This window comes from Natrinema halophilum, from assembly GCF_013402815.2.
In the GTDB taxonomy this organism is placed as follows: domain Archaea; phylum Halobacteriota; class Halobacteria; order Halobacteriales; family Natrialbaceae; genus Natrinema; species Natrinema halophilum.
In genome coordinates this window covers 2530305-2546244 of sequence record NZ_CP058601.1, presented here as the reverse complement: position 1 = coordinate 2546244, position 15940 = coordinate 2530305, and the positions used below count along the sequence as shown (strand labels likewise).

Annotated in this window: 10 protein-coding genes; all 10 read left to right on the top strand. The window is 54.8% G+C overall.

The features are described 5' to 3' along the window. Positions 1 to 64 precede the first annotated feature (64 nt). Entirely contained in the window at positions 65 to 1051 is a 987-nt protein-coding gene (locus tag HYG82_RS33140) for a hypothetical protein (protein WP_179261310.1), read from the top strand. A gap of 79 nt (positions 1052 to 1130) precedes the next feature. Then, complete coding sequence (locus HYG82_RS33135) at positions 1131 to 1382, top strand: AbrB/MazE/SpoVT family DNA-binding domain-containing protein (RefSeq protein ID WP_179261309.1); 252 nt, start codon at positions 1131 to 1133, stop codon at positions 1380 to 1382. Beyond that, positions 1383 to 1817 (top strand): type II toxin-antitoxin system VapC family toxin, encoded by a 435-nt coding sequence (locus HYG82_RS33130; RefSeq protein ID WP_179261308.1) that lies wholly within the window; start codon positions 1383 to 1385, stop codon positions 1815 to 1817. 266 nt (positions 1818 to 2083) lie between these two features. Then, positions 2084 to 2572: a hypothetical protein gene (locus tag HYG82_RS33125; RefSeq protein ID WP_179261307.1), complete on the top strand. Its 489-nt coding sequence runs from the start codon at positions 2084 to 2086 to the stop codon at positions 2570 to 2572. Between the two features lie 453 nt (positions 2573 to 3025). Continuing rightward, on the top strand, positions 3026 to 3676 hold the full coding sequence (locus HYG82_RS33120; RefSeq protein ID WP_179261306.1) for a BrxE family protein: 651 nt from the start codon (positions 3026 to 3028) through the stop codon (positions 3674 to 3676). Between the two features lie 9 nt (positions 3677 to 3685). After that, positions 3686 to 4495: a BrxA family protein gene (locus HYG82_RS33115; RefSeq protein WP_179261305.1), complete on the top strand. Its 810-nt coding sequence runs from the start codon at positions 3686 to 3688 to the stop codon at positions 4493 to 4495. Next, positions 4485 to 5054: a BREX protein BrxB domain-containing protein gene (locus tag HYG82_RS33110; RefSeq protein ID WP_179261304.1), complete on the top strand. Its 570-nt coding sequence runs from the start codon at positions 4485 to 4487 to the stop codon at positions 5052 to 5054. Before HYG82_RS33115 ends, HYG82_RS33110 begins: the two co-directional genes overlap by 11 nt. Then, complete coding sequence (gene brxC / locus HYG82_RS33105; protein ID WP_179261303.1) at positions 5047 to 8691, top strand: BREX system P-loop protein BrxC; 3645 nt, start codon at positions 5047 to 5049, stop codon at positions 8689 to 8691. The genes HYG82_RS33110 and brxC overlap by 8 nt, the downstream gene beginning before the upstream one ends. 364 nt (positions 8692 to 9055) lie before the next feature. Next, the gene (pglX, locus tag HYG82_RS33100) at positions 9056 to 12742 is read left to right on the top strand and encodes a BREX-1 system adenine-specific DNA-methyltransferase PglX (protein ID WP_179261302.1); all 3687 of its coding nucleotides are present in this window, start codon (positions 9056 to 9058) and stop codon (positions 12740 to 12742) included. A 226-nt stretch (positions 12743 to 12968) separates the two neighbouring features. Continuing rightward, a complete protein-coding gene (locus HYG82_RS33095) occupies positions 12969 to 15395 on the top strand; it encodes a PglZ domain-containing protein (RefSeq protein ID WP_179261301.1) in 2427 nt (808 codons plus the stop codon). The last annotated feature ends 545 nt before the right edge of the window (positions 15396 to 15940 follow it).

The window sequence follows — 15940 nt, the reverse complement described above, 5'->3', positions numbered from 1 at the left end:
CGGCACTCCGGATGCGATCGTCAATCAACTCCTTCGGAATCATGCACCAGAGACCGACCGATCGATGATTGATGACGTCGGCACACGGACCGATCGAGAATTCAATGGTCGCGACCTCACGGAGATCTGCGCGGATCTCGCGGAGACTGCCAACGCGTTGATGGCGTCGAAGGGGACGAGTCTGGTCTATCGCCCATACGAGGATATTCCGGTCAAGCACACGCTTGGCTGGGACGACGTCTATGGCGAGGCGTCTGTCGAACCTGATGATACCGAGATCGTCAACGACTGGCGGATCGACGGTGGAACGGGAATCGAGGATGACCAGATCAACGACGAGACGAATCTCGAGAGCTACGTGACCGTAACCGAGGATAGTCTGCTCACCTACCAGCTGGATACCGATCGAAATCGTCTCACTCGAGCCGATCTTTGGATACGGAGCACAGGGTCAGGTGAGGACCTTACTGTCGGTGTTCAGGCTCCGAACCTGGAAGGTACTGGACCTCGAGACCCGACGGATACGACCAAGCACATCGTCTCAGATCGAACCAGCGCAGAATTCCTCGCTGCTGGCGGGTGGCGGGATCGTTTCCGGTCCACGCACGAACCGCTCCCCCATGATCCGTGGCTGGTGATCACATCGGGCGGGCAGTCAGGTCAGGAGATCGGCGTCGACGTCGACGGGAATCCGATCTTTCGGACCCACTATCCCTATCCGATCAACGTTCGCGTCGACGAATCTGAGTCGATCGAGAGGTATCGACTCCGGCAAGCACGTGAGAAAAAGACGATCCTCTCGAGTTTCGACGCTGCACGAGACGTCGCGGAAGCGAACCGTCGTCACTCAGCGTACTCCGACGAGACGGTCTCCTGTCGTGCTCGATCGCTGCGAGCACATCAGTTTACGCCGGGCGACGTCGTCGACGTCTCGTTCCCTGAAATCCTCGTCGAGGGCGAGCACATTGTCATCGAACGCACCGGGACCGACGACGCCGGACGGAATGGGTTACATACGGAGCTGACGATTCAGGATTTAGCCACGATTTGAGCCACCAGGCTCTCGAGTTCCTCGTGTTAGTGTGCGCCCACACTAGGGTTTATAGAGGCAGGGCCCTCTAGTCCCATGTATGAGTAGTGAGAGTGTTGACTCCGAGAGCAAGGTTTCGGGAAATCAAGCGAACATCCCCGCCCGTATCCGTCAGGAACTCGATATCGACGACGGTGACAAACTCCGCTGGCACATTGAGGACGACGGCACGCTCCGCGTTCAGGTCGTTCAACAACGGAACGGCACGTTCAGCAACTTCAACGGTTACGACGGCGACCAAGAGACAGAGGTTACGACCGAGCACGACACGTGGGGCGTTGACGTCGAATAGATGCAGCGCGTACTCGTCGATACGAGTGTCCTCTTCGCAGCGGTCTACCGCCGTGATGGTGCGCACGATGACGCCCTTCCTATCCTCATGGGGGTCGACACCGGCGATTTTCCTGAAGCGGTGATTCTCGATTACGTCCTCACCGAAACGCTAAACGGTCTGACGACGCATGCAGGGCACGATGCCGCTGTCGACTTTCTTGATCGGATAGAGGAGAATACCCGATTCCATATTGATTCCCTGACTGCGGACACGTTCGCCACGGCGAAAGCGCTCTTCCGGCAGTACGAGCGGTTCTCGTTGGTCGACGCTGCTATAGTTGCGTACATGCAAACGGAAGATCTCAGCTACCTCTACGCGTTCGACGATGACTTCGATGTAGCTGCTGACGTCTATCGTCTGGACACCGCGACTAACCCATACCAACCTGGGTAGAGAGACAGCGGGAGTTAGAGTTCCTCGGACTACTCCAAGACATTCAGAACAAACAGCGACGAGCACGTCACCGTCCGGACCCGAGGCCACGAAAAGCGCCTCGAGAGCCTCGAGGAGGAACGCGAACCGACAATCGAAAGCACGCTCATTCGGCGGGTATCCGAGACAGCCATTTCCAGTGACTCCGTCTCTGAAACCACCGTTGACAATCCAGTTCTCACCTACGATACCCCTGGGAAGGGGTGGGATCAGAGTGAGTTCGACTCATGACCCAGGTTCACGCCCAAGCGACAGCCGAGACGAACGTCTACGTCGGCGTCTACGATCTCGAGTTGATCGATGACAGGATTCCAGGATGGCCGGGGCTGACGATCAAGGAACGGCTTCGCTTTATTCGCGAGGTCCTCGAGCCCATTGAGGAGTCCTGGTCGTCGAACACGACCTGCGTAGGGCTCGACGAGGCTCGGGCCCTGCAACCCGATCAGTCACGGACCGTCGACGACAAACCCCTCGAGATTCGAGACGGGGTCCCGGTTGAACCAGGTTCCGACGTTTCGGTGCAGGTCCGTACAGTGATCCCGGTGAACGGGACGGCAACCGATCCAACAGATCCACACACCAGCACGTTGAGTGGCTCTCGCGTGGCGACTGAGATCTCCGAGTGCACTACTATGGCAATTTGCAGATTCAGTTCCGCAAATACCACATCGACATCCTCGAGTCACGTGTCGAACAAGGTCCGGTTGGTGATCTAAAGAGTACAGCGAAAGCTCACGGATCACCTGACCTGTGGTACTTTACTCAGGACGGTCAACTCGAGTGGATCGCCGTCGAAACAGGTGTCGTTGCCCGGTGGGCCATCAAATTCTCTGGGACCGACATCACGTTCACAGAGACGGTCGGCGGCCAGTTGTCAGACACGGTGTGAGAGTTCTGAATTGGCTTGCTCGTAGTGGCGGGAGAACGCTGTTAGTGCAACAGGGATCAGGAGTTCGTTTCGACGATCGGTTTTGGCATCGCCGATGTTGGTTGTGGCTTTCTATACCGAGCGAATATCGTCGATGTCGTTCAACGAATCATACCGGACGACCGGGTAACCATTTCATACCCGTCGGACGGTATTGAACCCGCGATGTGCTCAACGCACAGTCTGCGCTCCAGAAACGAGAGGCGTTGGTTCTAAGCCACCCCCTCCTGTGGATGTAGATATGACTGCAACCGATCTCGTCGAGGCATTTGTCTCGACGAGGCAAACCCTCCACGAAGCAGGCGTTGAAGATGAGTTCTTTCTGGATCTTATCACTTCGCGCTTGCTAATAGAACGCGTGGGTGAATCGAATAACCAGGGCTGGTGGGACTCACGGATCCTGTCCGAAACCGGGCGTGCACGACTCGAGGAGGTAACGCCAAAAACGCAACTGCAATCCCGTATCACTCTCGCAGCGAAAGTAGGACAGAAAGCAGAAGCAGACCGGCTATCAGCAGATGTCATTTCTCTGTTTTCACTCGGTCCACAAGTTGAATCCCGATTGACGGCCGCTATCGAAGAAATCGAAGCACCTGCTAGCCTCTCTTTAGAGGCGCTGGAGAATCTCTCCGTTCGGGCGCTCGATAACGGATGGACAGATGATGTTCTCGAACAAACCGGCTCAAACGTCACAGTTGATTCGCATTCCCTCTCAGAACCAGATACAGGTGGGTCCGTTTGCATCGACGACGATGGATACACGCAGTCTGAAATCGAGGCTGAAAAGTGGCGGTTGCTTGTAACTCTCTTGTCCGGGTATGGATACAGCACTGATCGACTCGTCGTCCCATACTATCCCCTCAAGTCAGAGTTCGACTCGGAACTCGCATGAGGGATCTATATGAGCAATGAATATGTCGGATCGGAGGAAAGCGAGGACTCAGAACAAGTGAGTCTTGATCCCAAAATCGCCCATCACAGTTCGTATATCGACGAGACAAAGCGGATTCTGCGCACATACGTGGAGTGTAAATCGTACGAAGAACTGGAGAAACGGATCGTTGACGATAATATCCTCAACAAGGATACGGAGGAGTATCGGACGAACATTCTCCGTGAAGTCACGCGTCGACACGTCCCGAGCAAGGAGACGTACAGGGAAACGCCATTGATGCGGATCGTGGCAGCCAACGTCCGAAGCGACGTGACTGACTGGTGTCTCTACTACGAATTCGCACAGGACCCGTTCATCCGGTTCGTCACACTCGATTTCCTCTACCCGGAATTCGAACGGGGAACCCTCGCTGTTCAAGCGACGGACATCGTCACGTTCATCGAATCCATTCAAGATGACTACGCTGACCTGCGTGACCGGTCCGAGTCGACCATAAACGAGGCCGCCACGAAGTACCTCACCGCGCTCCGGAACTACGGGCTCCTGGAAGGCACTCAACGCAAGAAGTTCGCGGTCACTTACGTTCCCGACGAGGCAGTCGCGTACGTCGTCTACCGGCTCTTCCAGAAGGGAGCGAAGTCCGCATCAGCTGTCATCGAACACGACGACTGGAAGTTATTCCTGATGAATGAATCCGAAGTTCAGCGGCGGATCCGAGATATCTCACCCCAGTACGTAAGCTACGAGAAACGTGGATCGACAGAACGACTAATTACAAAGCATGACAGCATAGTGGATCTAATAGATGCTTTCTGACTTTCAAACACGTCTCGAAGAAGTCGAACGACTTGTCAGAGATGATAGAGACGAAGTCGGAAAGCGCGCTGGGGTCCCCTTCATCGTCTTCACCTACGACCCTAGTGACGAACTCGAAGTCGATGAAGAGGTTCGAAACCTTATCGAGAAACTGGAGTATCACGACCAAACCGTCGCGGGAATCGACATGCGCGAACTGGTTTTCAGCATTCTCGAAGAACGCGGTATTTTGGAGAACGTGATCGATCTCGAACGCCGGAATCGAGACCAGTTACTCGACGGGTTGAAATCGTCGCTGCTGGATGACGGTGGGATGGGTCAGTTAGCGTCGGCCATCGCAGCGCAGGCAGAAGACGCCGATACAGTGATCGTCTACCGGATGGGAATACTGTATCCGTTTGCCAACGCCTCTACACTGATGGGTCAATTGGAGATGAATACCCCGGGCGATACGCCCCTCGTATTCTGTTATCCGGCGACGGTCGATGACAAGAGTTTAAGATTCCTCGATGAATCTGAAGGGACGTATTACCGCGCAAGGGTGATCGGACATGAGTGATACTACTACCTCCCATCAGATTAACGAGATCTTCTACCGGCCGATCAACCGGAAGATCGATCGGGTCGTTAAAGTGGATAATGACGATCCGAGCGTCGTTAAGAAAGAACTCGAAGAGTACATTCTTACCCCGCAGCTCGAACGGCACTTTTCAGACGCTCTCGAGTCCGTCATCGATACGGAACACGCACAAACGGAAGACGTCGGAATGTGGGTTTCCGGATTCTTTGGCTCGGGAAAAAGCCACTACATGAAAATCCTCGGGCACATCCTCGAAAACCGGGAGTTCGAGGATACGTACGCGGCCGAGATGTTCCGGGATCGCATCGAGGGCAACGAGATGCTCGACGGAGCGGTCTCATCTGTCACCCAGAAGTTCGACTCCGAGGTATTGATGTTTCAGATCGGCGCGAAAGCCGACGCATCCGGGAGCGAATCCATTACGGAAATCATCCACCGCGAATTCAACATTTCTCGTGGCTACGCCTCGATGCCCTGGGTCGCGCAGATGGAACAAGAACTCGAATCGCGCGGCGTGTACGACGAGTTCGTCGACGCTATCGAGACGAACACCGGAAAAAACTGGACGGAAGCCCGCAAGGACGCTATGTTCGTCCGGTCGGATATGGAGACTGCGTTGGTCGAGGTCGCTGACGAATTCGACGACGAAGACGACGCAGCCCGCGCAATCGACGACGTCCAGAGGAACGTCTTACTCAATGCCTCCACGCTCGCCGAAGAAATAGTCGATTACGTCGAACGACGGGAAGCAGAAACCGGGAATAACTGTCGATACTTCGTATTTATCGACGAAATCTCCCAGTTCATCGGCGACGATGGCCAACTTCTCTTGGAGCTACAGAGTATCGTCGAGGAGCTTGGGCAGAAAGGCAAGGGAAAGGTCTTCCTCGGGGTCACCTCCCAGGAGCAACTTCAACAACTCATTCCCGGCGTCCTCGAGAAGGAAGCCGAGGAGTCGAAAGTCATCGACCGTTTCCCACACCGGTTTGACCTCACCTCCGAGAACCTCGACAAGGTCGTCCGCGACCGCGTTCTCAGCAAGAAAGGCGAACTCAGAGGTATCATCGGCGACCTGTATGATCGACACGAAGGAATCCTGTCTGCAAGATACAAACTCGATTCCAGTCAAAGTCTGAAACCGATCACTCGAGCGAACTTCGCCGACTGTTATCCCTTCCTTCCGTACCAACTCGATATCCTCCCGGAAATGTTCAAGGCCCTGGGGAAGGGATCAGACGACCAACTCGCGGGGAGTGAACGGACACTGATCGACGTCACGCAGAGCGTCCTCAAAGACGAGGACCACCTCTACAACGACGAACTGGGGGCGCTCGTTACGCTGGACATGATCTTCGACGAGATCAGTAACGACGTCCCCAGCAGTGACGTCAAATCGATCCGTGAGGCCCGACCGAAAGACGCCGATCCGGAAATCGCACGCCGCGTTCTCAAATCGCTCTACCTCCTCCAGCAACTTTCCTGGATTCCGAACACGGCCGATAACATCGCGACGTCACTCCAGACAGAACTCGGACCCACGCAGCAACTGGAGGATGCCGTCGAAGCGACGCTCGATGCCCTCGTCGATGCCGGTTACGTCGGCCGGAGCGAAGAAGGGTATCGGTTCCTTCGGGAGACAGAGCGCGAACTCGAGAACGAAATCAAAGGCATCGAAGTCGGCCCAGGCGACGTCCGCCGATCCTCCAAACGGTTCCTGAACGACATCCTCGATGAGACGTCACGCGTCAACTACGAAGGGAAAACGTTCCGGTTGAACCTGAGCATCGATGGCGAGGAAGTCACCTCGAAGGGCCACATCGACCTCAAAACGTACTCCCCGATCTACCAGCGATACGAGGACTTCGACCCGGACGGCCTGAAAACGCAGAGTTTCAGCGAGGACGATACGCTATACTGGATCGCTGACGACGAGAAGCAACACGTCATCTTCGAAAAGCTGAAGTCCATCTATCAGATCACCACCGTCGTCAAGGAAAAACGCGGCACCGAACTCAGCCAGGAGGAACAGGAAGCTCTCGGCCAGAAGCAGAAGGATCTCCAGCGTCTCCGCAACGAGGTCGAACGCGAGTTCAAACGAAGCTTTCAACGCGGTACCCTGATCTACAACGGCGACGCAAAAGAGTTCGATACGACGAGCACCTCGCTATCGTCGCTCGCGTCCAGAAAGACAGACAATGCTATCCCGAAGGTCTTTCCCAGCTTCAAACACGGCTCCGCGTCCGTCAGAGACCGACACCTCGAGCAACTATTCGGTGACCTGCAGGGCTCGTCGAACCCGTCGGTCTTCTCCGAACTCGGTATCGTCCAGAATGGCGAGCTCATCGCCGAAGCCCGCATCGCCTCGGAAGTCGAAGACGCGATCCAGCGCCGCGAGAACGCCGGTAAATCACGGACCGGAAGTGACCTGATCGACCACTTCGCCGAACCGCCGTACGGGTGGAACCGAGAGGTCGTCAGACTCGCCGCTGCGGTCCTCTTCCGAAACGGTTCCATCATCCCGACCTACAAGGAACGGACGTACGGAACGTACACAGAGGACGGCGCACAGGAGCTGTTTACCCAGGTCACGAAGTTCAAATCAACCTCGTTCGACGAGCGCGAAACCGTCGATGTCGACACACGGACGGACGCCAAGCAACTCCTCGACCGGCTGTTTGATCGCAAAGTTAAATCGACAGACCAAGCAGTCGACGAAGGCGTTCGAACGGAAGCAAACCGGTGGGTCTCGACTACCAGCACTCTTCTCTCCCAACTCAGGCGGGTCGACTTCCCGCTGAGTGACGACGTCGAGCAGTTCCAGACCCGGCTCAACAACCTTCTCGAGCAACCCACGTCGGCCAAGCGGATCAAGAAATTCGTCGAGTTCGAGAACGAACTCGAAGATCTAACGAAGACCGCGAAAGACGTCGCCGAGTTCTGTGGCGAGACCGGCGGTGAAAACCGCCTGAAAGAGTACGAGACGATACAGCGATTCATTACGACCGAGTGGGAATCTCTCGTCGACGAAGCAGACGACCACTCCGGACTCGTCGCCGTCAGTGACGAGGCCCGCGACGCCGCTTTCCGCGTCGCGAACACGCTTGACACCGAAGGCGTCGTCAACCAGTGGAACAACGTCAAGACGGATTATCGAACCGCAGCAGAAGCTTTTACCGCGACGTACGAATCTCTGTACGAGAGGCGCCACGAAACATACAGCGACTCCATCGACACGGTCACAGCGTATGCCGGTTCCGACATCGACGAGACGGATCTCAACTCGGCGCTGGCGGACCTGACGGAACGACAGGGCGACGGATCGGTCGACCTGGACATCTCGAACGAAGACCACATCAACCCGAATCCCTCGCTCACTCGCCTCATCGAACACATCCAGACCGTCGACGCGTACGAGGTCAGTGCGAAAACCGAAATCGACGACCTCGATGATGCTGCCGACGAGGGAACGGTCCGCGAGAGCGTGGATATCGACGCCATTTTCGGAAACGTCGTCGTTACTGACCCGAGTGACCTCGAGAAGCCGATCTCTGATCTCCGAGCAGAGATCGAGGGACTTCTCGATCAGGAGAGTGACGTCGAGATACGCTTCCGGTAGGCAACCGCTGCCGTTCGTCACGCCACCCTCGCGGCTTCACCTCCGCTGGTAGTGACGTCCGATTGTGGTCGAGAACAGTCGACGTATACGTTGCTCAGCGATGGATCAAAGCGGATCGCCTGGAGGTCTAGTGACGTCCTCTATGCCGTAAACAGCGGGGAGATTCGTTCGCTGCTCGAAGATAGATACCACGAATTTCGTTTGTCTCGTCTTTCGGACCGTATCTGAACGGTGCCGACGTCGTATCCCCACAAATATAAGACACGCTAACTGCTTGTCGGTGGTATGTCATCGCGGGAGGGAACCAGGAAACGACGTACTGCCGTCCCGCCCGTATCGTGGCAGTATGCCCCTTTTACTATCAATGTCCACAACACACGGTCAACCCGGTCTCTCGTCGGAGCAGCGGTCGACTATTCGAAGCACCATCCTCCGCACACGTCACGCACTCGAAGATGAGCTTCGCCGACAGTTCGAAAAGTACGGCATCTACGAGAAGGAGCGCCTCTCGATTGACACCCTGACGCATCTCTCTGACGAGGAAATCCACACTCGCCGGACGCTGGACGCAGCCATCGAACGGGAACTCGAATCCACGGAAGGCGACGTAGAGCGGTCGATCACCAATTACGTCCGCGAAGCCACGAAGACCTACCTCAACCGGTTCGTCGCGCTGAAAGCTATCGAAGTTCGCGGACTCGTCGAGGAAACCATCACCGAGCGCCCGGAGTACGGCAATCGGTCGTATATGCACCACACCGTGGCCGAAATCGCCGGCGAACTAACTAACGCGCCCGATGACGGTTTCGGTGCTGCACTCGACCTCGCATACCAGGAGATTGGCGCGGAGATTCGGATGATCTTCGAGGAATCCGAACATACCGTTATCGAACTCGACGCACAAGTGCGAGAAGAGGTACTCGACGAACTAGATGCGATCGACGACGAAGCCTGGGAGAGCGACGAAGCACTGGGCTGGGTGTACCAGTACTTCGGAGAGGAAGAACGCGAGGAGATTGACGAGCGCATCGACGACGAGAACTACAAAATCGCAGGAACGGACATTGCGACGAAGACGCAACTGTTCACTCCCCGGTACATCGTCGAATGGATGGTTGACAACTCGCTCGGGCGGACGTGGCTCGAAATGCAAGGCGGCCACACGAATATCGACGACGAAGAGAATTGTTTCTATCTCGCCCCGCTAGAAGAGTCGCTAATCGACCGGGAAACGAAGCCTGTTGAAGAGATTACGGTGCTCGACCCTGCATGTGGCAGTGGCCATCTGCTCTTCTATGCGTTCGACGTCCTCTATCAGATGTATCTAGAGGAAGGTGAAGTACCCGAGAAATATATCCCGAGAGAAATCCTTCGAAATAATCTCTATGGAATCGATATTGATTCCGGTGCAGCACAGATTGCCGCTTTAGCGCTGTATCTCAAAGCGAAGGAACGGTCACCTGACGTCACTATTCCTCGACTGAACATCGTCTCAGCGGACGCCGTGTTGATTAACGGGGATCGAAAGCAAGAAGTGTTGAACAGGGCGCGTTCTGAACTCGAGGAAGAAATTCTCAAGCAGATCTGGCGGAGCTTTGATAACATCCGAGAGTGGGGAAGTCTCGTTCAAATCGATGATCCTATCGACCAAATCGTCGACGAACATCGAGACACGTTCGAATCGAAGGGGCAGACCCAATTTACACCTGAGGGAGAGATCACCGCCCAATCGACGTTCGTGTCCGGTGGGAAGGAAGAAACCTGGGAGGAACTCAAGGTTCGGTTAGTCGAGAATGTGAGGGAAGTAGCAGACGCAGCGTTAGAGCAGGACGACCTTGTTGAGGAGATGTTCGCGACTGAAGTCGGAAAGACTGTACAGCTACTCGATGTCCTTCACGAACAGTACGATGTTATTGTCAGTAATCCTCCATATCTCCAGAGCAAAAAAATGGGTGAAAATCTAAAAGAATTCATCCGATCAAACTACGCTGCGAAAGTAGACGCCTACGGAGCGTTCATCGAGAGATGCCTGAATTTTGCGAAGGAGGACGGGTATGTATCGATGATTACGCCTGAGACGTTCATGTATCAGTACTATTTCCGTGGATTCCGATCCGCCCTCATATCAGACGCAAATCTAACTGATCACTTACATATAAGCAATCGAGATCAAGCTTATATGAATATCGCATCGATCATGCGGCCGATTGCGGACGAATCTCCGCTTCCGTCGCGGTATTTACGAATCGTTGAAGCAGATAAGAAACCAGCGGCTGCCAACCGCATCACGAGGTCGTGTCGACAAGGTGAGGAGAACGATCAAATATTTACAATCGATCAGGAAACGTTCGCTGAGATTGATCGCACTCCGTTCCTGTATCGCTTCGGAAAGGAAGTTCTTGATCTGTTCGTCGAACATTCTAACTTCGGAGATCGTTGCGAAGTCAAACAAGGCCTATCGACGGCGGACGATGAGCAATTCGTCCGAAAGTGGTGGGAGATTCCGACTTCAAGTATCGGTGAGAGATACGTCCGTTACCAGATGAGTGGAACAAATTCAGTCTATTACGATTATGCTGCGGACTATCTGGACTGGGAGAACTCAGGGGAAGTCGTTAGAGAGGCGGGTGCGAATTTCCGGAACGAAGATCATTATTTCGAACGGGGTGCCTCGTTCCGAGGATTCGGGAATTATCTGGTTGGACGATTACACACCGAGGATATGATCTTCGGCCATACCTCACACTTCGTGTCTTCCGAGGAGTATACCGCAGAAATCATTCTCGCACATCTGAACTCGACGATCCATCGATTTATTGCAAATGGGCTCAATCCCGGTCTTCACTTCGAAGTTGGTGACGGAAAACGCCTCCCGATCAAGAACAAGTTACAGTATAGAGATGCGATCGAGGCCCTCGTGAACGTCGGAATCGACCAGCGACGACGGCTTTCCAAAGTAACTGAGACGAGCGCCGACTACAGTCCTGAATTTTTCGTTGACGTATGCGAATCCGGTGTATTGGACCTTTGTCGATTTGAGGACGCTTGCAAAGCAAAAATCCTCACCGCCCACGGGCTTGTTGATTCCATCTTATTCGACGAGTACGATATATCACGTGACACGCAGGAACAGATGTATTCTGACCTCCCGAAAAACGTTGCCCACTATCCTCTCACACAGAGTGATTATAGCTCTTCGTGCGACGAATTCAACGATCGTCTAACTGTTGAGCAACTGGATCCCGCCGATCGTAAAAAAGCAGTCGCAACGATTAAAGAGTCCGACGAAATGGACCTTCGTGAACTCGCCCTCGAAACCGAACTATCCCCATTGACGATAGCCGCTCTCAGAGAAAACCACGAACTCTACACGGAGGCAGAGAAAGAACGCGCAGCCGGTAGAGTACTCTCGTTCATCGTTGGCAAGATCTTCGGGCGATGGGAACCCGATCCCAGTCAGAAGGCGACGTCGAACGAGATTCTCGTGTTTGGCGCTGATTCCGATTCGCCCGCGCGTCTCGTCGAGAACGTGATCGATGAGACGTTTCCTGCCCCCGCAACTATCAACGAACAGTTGACAGATAGCCTCGGTCGAGACCCGATCTCGTGGCTCCGAGACCGTTTCTTCAGATATCATCACGTGGATGAATATAAACGACGTGGCCAACGAAATCCACTTTATTGGCAATTAGAAAGTCCTGAAGGGGCATTTAGTTGTCTTGTTTATTATCACGGGATAGATACCAACACGTTGCCAAAGCTACGAGGACGATATCTGGATTCCCGTATCGAGAAACTCGAAAATGAACTCGAAACCCTGAACAGCCAGATAACCGGTGACGATCCAGAAAAAGAACTCCTTCAGCGGAAGGAGACCGTTCGGAACGACCTTGCGGACGTGAGGGAATTTCGCGACACTATCGATGAGATGATTGATGACGGGCTGACAGTGGATATCGAGAAGGGAATCTGGGAGAACATCAAAGAGTGGGATCAATACGAAGTGTTGGAAACGGGGCTTCCCAAACTGAAATCCAGTTACTCTCGATGAGGCCGCGTCGGTCCGTGTTCGAACTTCCTGTTCCAGAAATAATCATTCAGCAAGGACGACTGATTTGGGACAGACAGTAATCTATGCAGATATTCGAGACTGCCACTGTGACCGGCGACGTGGAAGAAGAGGGTGCTCTGGTACAATTCGAAAGCGAATTGCAAGCGACGGACGGATCGGGGCTCACCCGAAACAACCTTCAGCCTATCATAAAAAAGGGGTTTTAATGGGAGATCTTGCGGATAGCATCGTTACGGAACTTCGGCAGAAATTCGACCGACACCCGATCTGGGTGTGGTACGACGCCCAGGAGAAGTACACGGGCGTCCTCGACGAAGTCGACGGAGCACTCGATGATGTTATACTCGCACGCTACGACGGCAGTTACCTCGAGTTGAAACGCCGACTCCGTGATGAGGACCCGAACTACTCGAAGAACTGGCTATTTTACATCCCCGAATCTCGGAACGACGCCGAGTGGTTCCGTGACGTTCACGCACTCGGTCACCAGTATCGCGTCGGCCAGAATATCGACGACACGCCGGTAACTCAGTTTCTCGTCGAACACGACGAAGAGATCCCCGACGCGTACGAGGACTGGGGACAGAACCGCGAGTATCAGCGACTTGCGTTCTTCTGTGTTCTCTTCGATACTGCCGGGCCTGCGACCGACGACTGGGTTCGAACCTATCTCGCTGCTCCCGAAGCATATCGTGAGCGGATCGAGGACAATGCGATGGCCGATGCATGGGACGCACAGTTACGTGAAGAGTATGGGATTGACGCCGGACTCGACCCGAAAGAACTCGCGACACAGATCCTCTTCGGTGAGGTGGCAAACCGAGCACCGACGACCCGGTACGACGAACTCGCAGCGGACGATACCCAGGCTGTGGCGGCGTTTTGCGATGAGTGGCAGCAATATGCCCCTGCCGAGTTCACGCGCTACGCACGAACGATCGAAGCGGACTACGACCTCGCTGCGGCCGTAATCGATTCTGACCGGATTCACTGGGACGCCACGGCGTTCAAGGGCGTGGACGTGGGTCTCATTCAGCTCGTGATGGAACGCCTCGCTGAAGAGACGTACGCCGATCTCCCCGATATCGCGGCGGACCTCCAACGAACAGTCACGGAACGACAGGATAGCTTCTGGAGCAACGAGGACCTCGTCGATTGGTCGGTTCCCGTTCTGGCGGTCGAAACTCTCCAGCAGATCGGAACCATCGACGCCGACGAAGCCACGACGCTCTCGTCGGCGGAACTGGCCCAGCGGTACACGAGTGATGGCGGCTGGTGGCAGGTCGACGCGGCCTATCGACGCTACATCAACGCTACTCGGAAAGCCACGGTCCCCTATCCGAGCGAAACCACGGTGAAACAACGGGTCACCCAACAGTATATGTCCTTTCTCCAGGGAATCAACCGCCCGCTCGCGGACGTTCTGAGTGACGATCCGACCCTCGGGATGCCGGCGACTTCGTTCTACGAGGAATTTGCGGACCTCGAACGCGGCACTGCGATCATCGTCTGTGACGGGCTCCGCTACGAGCTCGCGGAGGCAATCAAACGAAATCTCGGTCGACGAACTGACTTCGAGCAGGACCTACGTGCGGTCAGCGCGGCGTTGCCCTCCATCACCGAGGTTGGGATGGCTGCACATCTCCCTGGCGAACTGGGGCTCTCACTCGAAAACGACGACCTCGTCGTAACCAGTGGCGGTGAGGTGATGGCCGGGAAAACAGACCGCGACGAACGACTCGGTGCCGCCGGCTTCGAAGTGGGTGACATGGACGAGGTGAGCAATATCCCGTTGGAGGACCTGACTGAGTCGGACCCCATTCCTCGTATCGTCTACTCTGGAACGATAGACAAGCTCGGCGAAAGCCTCGACGACGACGCCGCCTTTAGCCAGGTTGCCTCCCACGTCGACGATGTCGAGCGAACAGTCCAGCGACTGAAGCAAGCAGGATACACCCGGTTCGTCATCACGAGCGATCACGGATTCCTCTATACGGACCGGTTGTCAGATGACCTAAAGGTCGAAGCCCCCGACATCGCTCCCGTCGTCAAACGACGGTTTGCGGTTGCCGATGGCGATGCCCCACTCGTCGATACGGATGAATTCATCGAGATCGACCACCAGGCGCTGTCCGACCTCGACATCAACGCTCCCGAACTCCGGCTACTGTTCCCCCGAAGCGTCGCGTGTTTCAAGGCTCAAGGCGGTAATATGCGGTATTTCCACGGAGGGATTTCGCTCCAGGAGCTCCTCGTCCCGTGTCTGACGGTGACCACAGGCGAAATCGAGAAAAGTGCATCAATCAGTTACGACGTCTCGATTCCCGACCCGATTACGAACTCGATACTTCCTGTCGAGATCGAGGCCAAAAGCGGGCAAGTGGCATTCGACTCAGCACCGACCCTAGAGGTCCGTGCGAACATCGACGACGAGCCAGTTGCGGACCCTGTTTCGATAGAAATATCGCCTGGAGCCAATAGAGGACGGGTAAGACTCAAACAGGGTGCGATTTCCGGAGAACGTTCAGCTCAGTTTGAAGTCATCGACACTGATACCCGAGAAACGATCACACGGAAAACTGTCGAACTCGATCTGCTCTTCGGTGACGACGATATGGGATTTGACGTCTGAATTTTCTGCGAATTCGAAGCCGAGCTCGCATGGTTTTCGACTCAATCCGTGGTCGTGAACGTCGAATTAGCCGTCTTCTGGCTGAGACCACACTAGTTTCCCCCGAAGAATGCCGCTATTGCGTATTGGCGATTCAGTAGAATCCGTTCGTACTCACGACGCCCGATAGCTACGAATTCCCCGGGGACGTAACCGTGATTCGAAAGCGATGTCGTTCGTCGCCCGAAGGCAGTGGTGTCGCTTCCTCGAGGTGTTCTTCGGTAGCCTCGTATCCGTTTTCCGCTTCTGCAATGAAATCACAAACGTGGCGTGCTGAACCAGTTGCCTCCGCGAGAGAACCACTGAAAGTCGTCTCGATACTGACTGGCGTGTCGAGTTTTCCAGTCTTCGCACCCATCAATAAATCAAAATTATCTGATAGCTCGTCGAACGTCTCTTTTGCATCTGCGTTTGTAAAATCAGACTTTCCCATCAGCGATGGGTTACTGTCGCCGGCCTAATAAAGCAATCTTCAAGAATGGTTTGACCGACACCAATATGCCCCC

Bases quoted from the DNA above. Each gene is read 5' to 3' on its own strand.
- HYG82_RS33095 (WP_179261301.1), top strand. From the start codon at position 12,969: ATGGGAGATCTTGCGGATAGCATCGTTACGGAACTTCGGCAGAAATTC.
- HYG82_RS33115 (WP_179261305.1), top strand. From the start codon at position 3,686: ATGAGCAATGAATATGTCGGATCGGAGGAAAGCGAGGACTCAGAACAA.
- pglX (WP_179261302.1), top strand. From the start codon at position 9,056: ATGTCCACAACACACGGTCAACCCGGTCTCTCGTCGGAGCAGCGGTCG.
- HYG82_RS33135 (WP_179261309.1), top strand. From the start codon at position 1,131: ATGAGTAGTGAGAGTGTTGACTCCGAGAGCAAGGTTTCGGGAAATCAA.
- HYG82_RS33120 (WP_179261306.1), top strand. From the start codon at position 3,026: ATGACTGCAACCGATCTCGTCGAGGCATTTGTCTCGACGAGGCAAACC.
- HYG82_RS33140 (WP_179261310.1), top strand. From the start codon at position 65: ATGATTGATGACGTCGGCACACGGACCGATCGAGAATTCAATGGTCGC.
- HYG82_RS33130 (WP_179261308.1), top strand. From the start codon at position 1,383: ATGCAGCGCGTACTCGTCGATACGAGTGTCCTCTTCGCAGCGGTCTAC.
- brxC (WP_179261303.1), top strand. From the start codon at position 5,047: ATGAGTGATACTACTACCTCCCATCAGATTAACGAGATCTTCTACCGG.
- HYG82_RS33110 (WP_179261304.1), top strand. From the start codon at position 4,485: ATGCTTTCTGACTTTCAAACACGTCTCGAAGAAGTCGAACGACTTGTC.
- HYG82_RS33125 (WP_179261307.1), top strand. From the start codon at position 2,084: ATGACCCAGGTTCACGCCCAAGCGACAGCCGAGACGAACGTCTACGTC.